Here is a 10,702-nt window from a genome sequence, read left to right as displayed (position 1 = left end):
GATATCGGTGTCGAGGGCGAGCAAGACGCTCAGGTGTGGGTGAGTGAGCTGGACATGATCGCGGTGGTCAAGAACTTGGTCGATAACGCGATTCGCTACTCTCCAGAGCGCGGCCGGGTGGATTTATCGGTGAACTTGGAGAAAGGCCGCGTGGTGCTGCGTATCCGAGACACTGGGCCAGGTGTTCCATTGGAAGAGCGCGAACGCATCTTTGACCCGTTCTACCGCACACTTGGCAACGACGAGATTGGAGCAGGCTTGGGCCTTTCTATCGTAAAGGCTATCGCCGACCGAGTGGGAGCAGAGGTACGGCTAGCGTTCGCCAACGAAGTGAAGCAATCAGGGTTATGCGTCGCTCTACTCCTCCCGACTACCGAACCTTCGGCGGCACGGCGCGTTGAGTGACACCCTCTTCGGCATCTCGCTGCAACCATCGATGCGAAGGTGACAGATTAAATTGCGTCCTACATTAGTGAGCACCTGACGTCCGTGCAGTTGGGCGTCATGTGCTCACCAGTGCGCGATTAGTTCATTTTGAAAATCTGCAGTCCAGCTTCGGCCGCTTGCGGCCCCTTCGTATGAACGACGTACAGCCGGCGCAATGAAGGCACAAAAGCGAAAGTCTTGCCGCCTAGCGTGTCGATATGCTGCTCGATCCGATAGTGATCCGGGTCCAACTGTTGAATCACATCGAGTCCACCTTCACCAGCGATGTAAAGCCGATGATGTTCGCCGTCCATGTACATTTCGTCGGATACGTCGACGATATTGAGTGACTGGATGACTGAGCCGGTATCGGAGTCAAGCACATAAAGCTTGCCGGGTGCCCGCGAACCGATGAAAAGGCGCTTGTGCTCGCTATCGAAGGCCATCGCGGAATTGCGGCTCGGGCCCGGAACACTCCACAGGTTCGTCAGCTTGCGCGTCTTGAGATCGATTACGCCGACTTGGTTTTTATCCCGCAGGTTCACAAAGAGGCGGTCCGTTGCGTGATCGATGACCATAGCCTTCAACTGACCGCCAGGCACATCGATTTTGCCGAGAACCGAGCCGTCCGAAATGGAAATCAGCGAAATATAGGCGTGGTCCTGATGGGAGCCCTTCCCGCCGTTGCCGACGTAAAAGATTCCGTTTTTCCGGTCGGCCACACCGCTGTCAGGTTCCGGCTCAAGGGGCACGGTCTTCTCGACGCGGAAGGTCGAGGTGTCGACGATCTTGAGAGCCGCGTCGCCGGCGTCCGCGATCAACAGCTTTTTGCCGTCGTCCGTCAGTAGGAGCTTGTGGGGCGACTTCGCAACCGTTCTGTGACTCGAGAGATGTTCGCCGTCCGGCAAACTGAACAGTTCGATCGACGCATATTCCTCGGTTGGCACGTACAGCTTGTGATGCGCCAGATCGATCGCGAAATGATCGAAATCGCCTCCCGTTACCGCAGGAAGCGGCGTGGTTTTCAGCAGCGTCAGCGGAGCCTCGCCCGCCATTGCGAGCAAAGGAATGGCCGTCACGAGAGCGGATGCAAGGCGCAAAAAACGCAAAGGTGAGTTCATAAAAATGTACGGTTTAGTGTCCTGTGAGGCGGGCGTTGTTCCGGTGCGAAATGTTTAATTGAGGCCAAGCGCAGTTCGCACCTCGGACTTTGCGACGAAAAAATTTCGTCGAAACTCGGGATTCGCCATGAGCGCATCCGCGATGAGCGTACCTTCGATACGCCCCGCTTCGACATCGCTTGGATAGTGCACACCGTCGACCACACGATTCTCGCCGAATTCCCGTCCGCGCGCGAAAATTTCAGCCCGCTTTTCCGGGACCATTCGAGAAAGCAGGATCGCCGTCATATAGCCGAACGTCGCGTGGCCGCTTGGGTACGACTCGTACGCGCCCTTTGGACTCGTCAGAACGATGGGGTGTACATCGCTACTCGTGACGAACGGCCTCGGTCGCTTGAAATACCGTTTGCCGCTCTTTGCGACCAGCTCCGCTTCTTTAGCGGCAGCGTCAAAGAGTGCAGCAGTCTGAGGAAGGTTCTTCTCGTTGAAAGCCGCACCTAGTACGTCCGAAAAACGAAAGACGGACTTCTCAACGTCGCCTCGCGCGCGGCTCACTTCTTCGGGCGTGCGCTCGCGTTGCACTTCGAGTACACGCGCGAGATCGTCCTTTTGCGCCTCGGAGCCTAAGGCGGGAGGCGGAGCAAGTAACTCGCCCAGATCGATCTGTTCCGGGTTCAGGTAGGTTCCGCCATCGGCAAGCACAGAGCCGGATTCTGCGATGAATCCGATCGCAGTAATCAGCACAAGAGAGGACAACAATGGGTGTTTCATAAATTCAACAAGAAACGTTAGTGAAGTTATGGCGGATGCATGGGTGCCCGCCCCCCTTTTCACTGCTCCCTTCAATGCGTCCTTCGATCGGCAGTCATCAGCGGGAGTGGCGATGCCGCATTAGTAAGCCTGCGAGAAACACAGACGGATTCTGCAGCCTGGGGCGTTTTCCAGGATCTCGATTTCGGCACCGTGCACACGGATGATCGCCGCAACAAGGCTGAGCCCGACACCGTGTCCGGCAATCTGGCTCGCAAGCGATGCGATGCACCGGTAAAACGGCCGCAGCACTGCCTCGCGCTCCGCAGGCGCGATGCCGGGCCCGGTGTCGGCCACTTGCAGCACGGCACGCCCAGCCTCGAGGTTGGCCGTGAGAACGACCTGACCGCCCCGCGGCGTAAATTTCAGTGCGTTATCGATCAGATTTTCGATCGCACCGAACAGCAAGTCGCGATCGCCGCGCACGTGCAACGGCGAGCAGGCTTGCAGCATCATCGAAATGCCGCGATCGTCGGCAACGGGTTGATACAACTCGACAACGTCCGCCGCGACCGTATCGAGGCGTATCTCGTCGAAGTGTGCCCGGCGCCGGCCTGCGTCGATCTCAGCAATCCTCAAGAGGGCCGTGAATCGGTTCAACACGACGTCCGCGTGACCGATTGCGTCGTCGATGGCCCGAGCATAGTCGTCGGCATTGTCGCGCCGGCGCACGCGCTCGAGCCCGGCGCGCAACTGCGTCATTGGCGAACGCAGGTCATGCGCGATCCCAGCGCACACGCCGCGCACTTCCGCGACTAGACGCTCAATCTCGTCGAGCATCTCGTTGACGATCGCCGCGAGCCGATCCAGATCGTGGCTCGTGCCCCGGACCGGCAGTCGACACGTCAGCTCGCCCGCCATGATTTCTCGCGCGCTTTCGCCGATTTCCCTGATGCGGCGGTTCGACATGGACATCATCATGGCCCCGCAGCCTGCTGCGAGAAGCACGGTAATGCTGAGGCCAACGCAAAGCGTGGCGACTAGCATGTGTTGGAAATTAAGGATCTCGTCCGTCCGATGTCCGACGACAACGCGAAGTCCTCCCTTGGTCGGCACGATGATGCCGCGGTAGTGCGAATCGGGCCCGCCGGCTTCTTGTGGCACGGTGTAATCGAAGGGCCGGCGCACGGGCACGTCGGGCAAGATGGTGATATTGCCGGCGAGCCATGTTCCGTCGGCTTGGAAGAGTCCATACGGCCGCTTTATCGCAATGTCGCGGTGAGTTAGCTCGCCAATGGTGGTGATCGCCGTTTCACGGTCGAGCGATTGAAATTCGGGCACCTCGCCGCGTAAGCGATCGTTGACTTGATGAAATAGGTAATTGCGCGTCAACAGATCGAGCAGCACGAAAAGCGCCAGGGTGGAGCCGACAAAGATGATCGTGAGCCACACTGGAGCGCTCAGGCGCGTCACAAGGTGCCGGCGCCACGGCGCGGTCAGGCAATGCGCAAGGCGCTCAGTCATGTGCATCGAGGATGTATCCGATGTTGCGCACGGTATGGATCATCGAGGAAAGCGTGCCGTTGAGACTGATACGGCGCCGCAACTGACCGATGTGCATGTCGATGACGTTCGTGCGCGCGTCGAAATGGTAGTTCCATGCCGATTCGAACAACATTGCGCGCGTCACGACCTGACCCGCCTGTCGCATTAGATATTCGAGCAACGCATACTCGCGCGCTGTGAGCTCGATCGTCTGGGCAGCCCGCTCGGCAACGCGCTTGTCAGTATCGAGCGCGAGATCGCCGACTCGCAGCACGGTATCGCGCGACGAGGGCGCGCGCCGGCGCAAAATTGCGTTCAAGCGGGCAGTCAGCTCGAGGCCGTCAAACGGCTTAGTGAGGTAGTCGTCGCCGCCAGCGCGCAGACCGCGTACGCGCTCGTCCACCGCCGAGAGCGCGCTCAGGATCAGCACGGGCGTGCGCTTGCCGATGTTGCGCAGCGTCGATAAGACGGAGAGACCATCGACATCGGGCAGCATCCGGTCCAGGACGATCGTTTTGAAGTCTCCGTCGATCGCGCGCCGCAACCCATCGGCGCCAGTCTTCACCCACTCGACGGCGAAACCGCCGTCCTCCAATACCGCCTGGACTTCGGTTCCGACGCCCAGGTCATCCTCAATGACGAGAATACCTGCCTGGCAGCCTACCGCCCGCGTGGCGGCAGGTTTGAAGATCGATGACATGCGCTCAGCCTGCGTGGTTGTGTTTCAGTGTGGCATGCCCCATTTGATACCCGGCAATGCGGCCGTTCCCTCCTTCGCGACGGCCTCCAGCGCCCCAGGCGCGAGCCCCAGCGCAACGAGCATGGTCGGCGCCACTTGCGTGGTCGATACCGGGTACGTCAGGCGATGAGCGCTGACGGCAAGGCGCGGATTCGAGATCATGAGCGCCACACTCGTATCGTCGTCATGGAATCCGCCATGCTCAGCGAGCTTACCGTCGCCGGGTTTCGTGTAGATGACACCGTCGCGCGTGATGACGACGATGTCCGGTGTGCGGCTATCGACGGCAGGCGACGGGAAACGTCGTGTGAGCGCTTCGCCGCTCAGCACCTCTTCAATGCCGAGCGCATCGGCGTTTTTGTGCAGCGCTTGCGCAATTGCTGGCGCCGTTGACGGATCACGCAGCCAAACGAGCGCCCCGTGATCAACCGTCAGTTGTGCGAGCGCCCCGGGCGCCGCACGCTCGATGACATCAGAGAGCTGCCGCTTATCGATCTTGCGCAGCAAGGCAGGGTCAATGGGCCCGTTGCCGTGCTTAGCCGTGACGATGATGAGTGTTTGTTCGCGCAGATTGCGACGGTCGAGCTCGTGAACGAAGCGACCAAGAATCTGATCGACGTGCTCAATCGCGCCATCGACGCCGGGCGTCAGATCTGCTTCGGCGTCGCGATAACCGTTGAGCTTCTGTGCCACGTTCACGGTCTGCAAGTTGAGCCCGAACACGTTCGGCACGGGCGCATGCTTGCCGCCATCGTGCGTCAACCCGTCGATCTCGTTGACGACGGCCTGCGCCTTCATATCATCGTAGGCCTCGGTCTTCGCAAGCGATCCAGTCACGCCCGGCGCAGTGGCTATCGCCACCTTCAGCGCTTCATAGTCGCCACCGATCTCGGGTACGAACAGATCGCTTACGCCGCGCCCCGAGGGGCCTTCGACGAGTTCATAGGCCGGATGCTTGTCGGTCCAGGCCGTGTAGCCGCCAGCGTCACGTACCGCATCGAAAACCGTATTGACGCGCAAATACGCGTGCGGATACTCGGGAGCGCAATCATGCTGCGGGTCTCGCGGCAGCCGCTCGGGATCGATCGTCGGATTGCCATCGGCGCCGGGCTTGTCGACGTCTTCGTTGAAACGGACGTGCGCGCCTTCAAGACGGCAGTTGCTGCCCGCCGGGGACAGTTTGCGGTCATACGTGTCGTCGTAATAGACGCCCGTTACGGCAGGTGTGCCGCCGGTGACAAGCGCGAGCAAACCTGGAAACGAGTCGGCCGGCGCCACAGTGTGCGCATTGCTGTACTCAATGCCTTGCTTGACCAGCGCGGCAAGCGTGCCGCTCGGATGCGCGTTGATGAAGTTTGCGAGATCGCTGCCGTGAAGCCCGTCGACGCTGACAAGCAGCACGTGCCGCACGGGCGCCGACGCTGGCATCGACGTTGACATCGGAGCGGCGCTCGCCGCCATGCCGGCCATGCCGGCCATAAGGCCGAGGGCGGCGCGGAGAAACGGGACGGCCGAGACGGCCGGAAGAATTAATTTCATGACTCGTCGTTCAAATTGAAGGTGACCCAGAGTTGCTTCGACAGCGTTTTGCCGGCGAGCGCGGGCGCGGGTTTCGGGTATATGGCATCGCGCACTGCCGCGAGGGCCGCCCTGTCGAGCAGACCGCTGCCGCTTGACACGACGAGCCGTACATCCGAGACCGTTCCGTCGAGATAGGTGAAGGCGACCCGCGCGCGGCCGGTGATGCCCGCCATGCGTGCCGATTCCGGATAGCGCACCGCCGATTCGACGGCCGCGCGCAACGCGGCATCGAAGCTCGGATCGACGGCGCCCGTGGCCGGTGCAGCCGGTGCCGCTGGAGGCGGCGGCGGCGCTGGAGGCGCCGGATCGGTCGCCGGTGCGCTCGGCATTGCGGCCGGCGGGGGCGTTTCCGACGGTGCTGGAGCCGGCGGCGGCGGGGTGGCCGGCCGCGGCGGGGCAGCGTGATGCACGGGCACCGGTGGATGGGCCACGGGCCGCGGCGGCGGATGCTCGACCGGCTTCGCGACCGGTGTGGGCTTGGCCGGTGTGGGCTTGGCCGGTGTCGGCACGGGCGGCTTCGGCGACGGCGCGGGCGGCGCCACAGGCGCGAGCGTCAGCATGGTGACGGGAGGCGGTGGCGGCGGCGATTTCTTCGACAACAGCACGAACGCGCCGGCCAGCAGCAATGCCTCGATGAGGAACGCGAGAGGGGCGGCGCGATTGAGGCCGAAATGCGAGCGAGGCTCGCGGCTGCCCGGCATCGCGCCCGGTGCGGGTACGGTCGCCATGTCAGTTCGCCGCGGGTTGCGCTGCCATGGCGATCTGCGTGATGCCTGCCGCGCGGCAGGCATCCATCACCGAGACCAGCTTCTGAACGCGGGCTTCCTTGGCGCCGACGATGGTCACGGCGGTGTGCGCGGCGTCGGGACGCGCCTGCAGCATGGCCGTGAGCTCGTCGGTCGTCATGGTGCGGCCGTCGACCGAGATGGCGCCGTCGTCGGAGAGCGTGATCATCACTTTCGCCGGTGGCAGCTCCTGGGTGGTCGCACTCGCGGGCAACTGCGTGCGCAGGCCCGCGTTCGGAATCATGTGCAGCGTGATCATGATGAAGAACACCAGCAGAAAAAACATGATGTCGATCATCGGAATGATCTCGATGCGGCCTTTGCGCGCTTCGAAGTACTTCATCAGGGATTGCTCCGGGAAACTGTGACCTTTTGAAAGGGGCCGCGAGAGGGCCGCTTTCCTCGGTTTGCGTTTGCAGGGTATTCCTGCTTATCGCTTGCTTGATCGGCAACGCCGAAAGGTGAATGACGTCCCCGCCGGCCGGGGCCAGCGAGGACATCGACGTCATGCGGCTTGCGAAGCGAGCTTGCCGGCGACCGAACGCGTCGCTTCGCGCGCAGCGGCGTGCGACTCGTGCTGCCCGTGCTGCCCTTGCGGCACGTGGCAGAGGCGGTTCGAGAGCGAGGACTTGAGCGTCTCGAGCTGGTGAACCACGAGGCGCACCCGGTTGGAGAGGCCGTTGAAGAACACGAGACCGAGCATCGCGACGAAGAGGCCCGAGGCCGTGGCGACGAGCGCCTCGGCGACGCCGCCGGTGATCTGCGTCGGCGCGTTGCCCGGGTTTGAGAGAACCTGGAACGCGTTGAACATGCCGACGATCGTGCCGAACAGACCCATCAGCGGCGCGAGCGTGACGATCGTATCGAGGACCCAGAGGAAACGATCGACGCGCGGTGCTTCACGCATGATCGTTTCTTCGAGTGCCGCGTCGATCTCTTCTCGCGACGCACGGCCGGCGAGCCGGGCCGCCGTCGAGAACAGGCTCCCGACGGGCTGGCCCGCGAACTCGTCGGCACAGCCCGAGAGCCTCGCCGTATCGAACGCTTCGAGCGTGTCGATGCGTGCAAGCGCCGCGCGGCTGCTGCCCGATGCGCGATACAGGAACGCAAGCCGTTCTATGATGATCGTGAGCGCGACGAACAGCATGAGTACGATGAAGTACAGCACGCCGCCCGAATCGTTCGCGAGGTGAGTGAGATTGGCGAGGTTCATCCGAATTTGCTCCAAAGAACCTCGGACTTTCCCCCAGTCCCCTAAGGGGACTTCCTACGGGGCGTAGTCCGAGAATGAAGGGAGCGCCGCCGTCTAGAGGCGGCACTCCCAGGTTAGCATCGGCGGCATGATCGTCATGTATCGCTACCGCGTGAAATCCTTGAACGGCTTGCTGAATCGGCAAATCCGATGGGAGTCCCCTGCCTTCAGGCTTCAGGCAGGGGGACGTCAAGTCGTGACTCCGTGGTGAACGTCAGAACTCAGCGCGCACCGTGCCGAAGACCCCGCGACCTGCAAGCGTGTAGTAGAGCGCTGTGTCGCCTGTACCGCCCAAGTACCAGATGTTGGCATGCCTGTTGAAGAGATTGTCGAACTCCACGCCGACGCGCACAGTGTGTACCCACGGTCCGACATTCGTGAACGTGTACCCGGCCGCCAGGTTGGTGTACGCGTAGCCGCCGATCGGGGCCTGGTTGCCCGTCGTCCCGTACTGCCGGCCGATGAACTTCGTGATCAACGAGCCGTTGACAGGTCCGCGTTCATAGAGAAGGCCGGCCGCGGCCGTCATCTTGGGCGCATTCGGCATCCAGTCGCCGGTGGCCTTCTGCTTGGCCGAGTTGAACGTCAGATTGCCGTAGAGATTGAAACCGAGTCCCGCGTAGTACGTGCCCTCCATTTCGACGCCCTTGTACACCGCACCGCCGGCGTTGGCGTAGTAAGGGTTGGCGCCGTTGGGGACTAGGACGGTCGCGTTCCTGAAGTTGATGTAGTAAAGATCAACACCCGCCGTCAGCCTATCGGTCCTGTAAGTGGTACCGATCTGGTAGTTGTCGGTCTGCTCAGGCGCGGGCTGCGGTGCTGTTCCCGCGTTGGGGATGTAAAGCTGATTCAGGTTCGACGCAAGGAAGCCTTGCGCATATTGAGCGTATGCGCTCCAGTGCGGGTTGATTTGCTCATGGAGCTGCAGCGAGGGCAGGACCTTCGAAGAGGTCGTGCTGTAGTCGATCGGCTGTCCCGAGCCCTGGTTCACCGGCGACTCGATATGCCGGGTGAACGACACATATTTCACGCCGGGCGTGATCGTGAGGCCGTAGGGCAGCTTTAACGCGTACTGGAGATACGGTTCCGCAGTGAAGAACTGGTCCTGCATTGTGAAGTTCTGCGAATTCGGCACGTACGCCCAATTCAGCGTAGCGTCTGCGGCGAAGTTGTTGCGGTAGTTCGTCTGGTACGCGAGCCACGTTCCAAGCTCCAACGTGCCCGGGCCGATATCTCGTTGTGCGCGCAGGACGTCGCCCCACGAGCGGTAGTTGTTGTTCATTACGTTGCCGGGTACGTCGTTCGGACCGTAGACCGCGTAGCCTGACGCCGGGCCGTTCGGCGTTGCCCCGCTCGGGTCCAAGCCGTTAAAGCCGTTGTGATAGTACCCGTACGTGTAGAGTTTGTTGTCGATCGACCACCCGCCGAGTTTCGTCTGCAGTCCGATGTACTCGAAGTCGGTATTGATGAGGTCGAAGTTATAGCCCTTGTAGTCCTGGCTCGCCGGGTTGGACGACAAACCGAAATTCTGACCGTACTGAGCGATCTCCGCCGGCGTCGTGCCGTAGGACACGTTCTGGTTCAGCTTGGTATAGGTGGCAAACAGCGTGACCAGCGTGTCGTTGCCGATCGGTTTTTCGAGCTTGAAGTAGACGTTTTGGCGGCGCTGCGAGGCACCCGTCAGATAACCGTCGCTGTTGGCGTCCGTATAGCCGAACATCAAGCGCATATCACCGTAATTCTGGAGCGTGCCTGTGTTGAACTCGCCACCGGCGACCCACGTGTTGAAGCTGCCGTACGAGCCGATCAGCGCGGCCGATGGGGTCGTCGACGGGTCACGCGAGGTCATGCCAAGCGTGCCGCCGAACGTGGCGAAGCCGATCTGCGAGGCGTCGCCGGGGCCGCGGTCGACCGTGACGTTGTTGATGACCTGCTGGGTGAAGAACGACGTCGAATGGTGCGTGAAGTCGTTGGTGTCGCCGAACGGAATACCGTCGAACGTCACGTTGTACTGGCCGTCCTGGAAGCCGCGGATCGTGAGGCCCTGCGTCTCCATGAGGCCGGGGCCGTTCGGGTTCACGCTTTGCACGCTCGGTGCGATTGCGGCGATGTCGCTCCAGTTGTCGGTCGGCGAAGTGCTGTTTTCGATGTAGTGACGGCTGATGATCGATTGCGGCTCGGTCGCCTTCAGCGAGGCCTGCGTGGGCGCTTGAGCAGGAGCGGTCTGCGTACGATTGGGGTTTGCGGGTTTGGCCGTCGATGACGATGTGGCGGTGCTTTGCACCGTGCCGAGATCGGCAGCAGCCTGGGCGTGAGCCAATTGCGCGGCAGACGTGCAAAGCGCGGCGAGTACGAACTGCGTCAGTGGTTTCCGGCGGAACTGCGTGAGTAGCATCTCAAGGCGTCCTTTTACATGACTGCCGCTCGGTCAGGCGGCTGTTAGGTGATTCAGGGCGCGATGTTAGGGACCACTCGTTAACCGTCGGTGATAGGTAACTTACGA

General features: G+C 61.7%; 10 protein-coding genes. 1 reads left to right on the top strand and 9 read right to left on the bottom strand.

Annotated features, from left to right (window positions below; translation table 11 throughout):
• Positions 1-405: ATP-binding protein (locus tag VL598_RS02820; RefSeq protein WP_325325185.1), on the top strand; the 405-nt coding region annotated here is incomplete at its 5' end.
• A 119-nt stretch (positions 406-524) separates the two neighbouring features.
• Here the strand turns inward: VL598_RS02820 and VL598_RS02815 are convergent.
• From VL598_RS02815 to VL598_RS02775, 9 genes are all read right to left on the bottom strand, one after another.
• Entirely contained in the window at positions 525-1,547 is a 1,023-nt protein-coding gene (locus tag VL598_RS02815) for a hypothetical protein (RefSeq protein WP_325325184.1), read from the bottom strand.
• Between the two features lie 54 nt (positions 1,548-1,601).
• Complete coding sequence (locus VL598_RS02810; protein ID WP_325325183.1) at positions 1,602-2,318, bottom strand: phosphatase PAP2 family protein; 717 nt, start codon at positions 2,316-2,318, stop codon at positions 1,602-1,604.
• A 120-nt stretch (positions 2,319-2,438) separates the two neighbouring features.
• Positions 2,439-3,821 carry a HAMP domain-containing sensor histidine kinase gene (locus VL598_RS02805; RefSeq protein WP_325325182.1) on the bottom strand — a complete coding sequence of 461 codons (1,383 nt, stop codon included), beginning with the start codon at positions 3,819-3,821 and terminating at the stop codon, positions 2,439-2,441.
• A complete protein-coding gene (locus VL598_RS02800) occupies positions 3,814-4,542 on the bottom strand; it encodes a response regulator transcription factor (protein WP_325325181.1) in 729 nt (242 codons plus the stop codon). Before VL598_RS02800 ends, VL598_RS02805 begins: the two co-directional genes overlap by 8 nt.
• Before the next feature lie 24 nt (positions 4,543-4,566).
• Complete coding sequence (locus VL598_RS02795) at positions 4,567-6,120, bottom strand: alkaline phosphatase family protein (RefSeq protein WP_325325180.1); 1,554 nt, start codon at positions 6,118-6,120, stop codon at positions 4,567-4,569.
• The gene (locus VL598_RS02790; protein WP_325325179.1) at positions 6,117-6,890 is read right to left on the bottom strand and encodes a TonB family protein; all 774 of its coding nucleotides are present in this window, start codon (positions 6,888-6,890) and stop codon (positions 6,117-6,119) included. Before VL598_RS02790 ends, VL598_RS02795 begins: the two co-directional genes overlap by 4 nt.
• A 1-nt stretch (position 6,891) precedes the next feature.
• Positions 6,892-7,290 (bottom strand): biopolymer transporter ExbD, encoded by a 399-nt coding sequence (locus VL598_RS02785; RefSeq protein ID WP_325325178.1) that lies wholly within the window; start codon positions 7,288-7,290, stop codon positions 6,892-6,894.
• 162 nt (positions 7,291-7,452) lie between these two features.
• Positions 7,453-8,160 (bottom strand): MotA/TolQ/ExbB proton channel family protein, encoded by a 708-nt coding sequence (locus VL598_RS02780; RefSeq protein WP_325325177.1) that lies wholly within the window; start codon positions 8,158-8,160, stop codon positions 7,453-7,455.
• A 253-nt stretch (positions 8,161-8,413) separates the two neighbouring features.
• Positions 8,414-10,594 carry a TonB-dependent receptor gene (locus tag VL598_RS02775; protein WP_325325176.1) on the bottom strand — a complete coding sequence of 727 codons (2,181 nt, stop codon included), beginning with the start codon at positions 10,592-10,594 and terminating at the stop codon, positions 8,414-8,416.
• Between the last annotated feature and the right edge of the window lie 108 nt (positions 10,595-10,702).

Source organism: Trinickia sp. (assembly GCF_035492435.1).
In the GTDB taxonomy this organism is placed as follows: Bacteria; Pseudomonadota; Gammaproteobacteria; order Burkholderiales; family Burkholderiaceae; genus Trinickia.
The sequence above is the reverse complement of the archived record's forward strand: the minus strand, read 5'-3'. Positions and strand labels throughout refer to the sequence as shown.

Bases quoted from the DNA above. Each gene is read 5' to 3' on its own strand.
- VL598_RS02815 (WP_325325184.1), bottom strand. From the start codon at position 1,547: ATGAACTCACCTTTGCGTTTTTTGCGCCTTGCATCCGCTCTCGTGACG.
- VL598_RS02810 (WP_325325183.1), bottom strand. From the start codon at position 2,318: ATGAAACACCCATTGTTGTCCTCTCTTGTGCTGATTACTGCGATCGGA.
- VL598_RS02805 (WP_325325182.1), bottom strand. From the start codon at position 3,821: ATGACTGAGCGCCTTGCGCATTGCCTGACCGCGCCGTGGCGCCGGCAC.
- VL598_RS02800 (WP_325325181.1), bottom strand. From the start codon at position 4,542: ATGTCATCGATCTTCAAACCTGCCGCCACGCGGGCGGTAGGCTGCCAG.
- VL598_RS02795 (WP_325325180.1), bottom strand. From the start codon at position 6,120: ATGAAATTAATTCTTCCGGCCGTCTCGGCCGTCCCGTTTCTCCGCGCC.
- VL598_RS02790 (WP_325325179.1), bottom strand. From the start codon at position 6,890: ATGGCGACCGTACCCGCACCGGGCGCGATGCCGGGCAGCCGCGAGCCT.
- VL598_RS02785 (WP_325325178.1), bottom strand. From the start codon at position 7,290: ATGAAGTACTTCGAAGCGCGCAAAGGCCGCATCGAGATCATTCCGATG.
- VL598_RS02780 (WP_325325177.1), bottom strand. From the start codon at position 8,160: ATGAACCTCGCCAATCTCACTCACCTCGCGAACGATTCGGGCGGCGTG.
- VL598_RS02775 (WP_325325176.1), bottom strand. From the start codon at position 10,594: ATGCTACTCACGCAGTTCCGCCGGAAACCACTGACGCAGTTCGTACTC.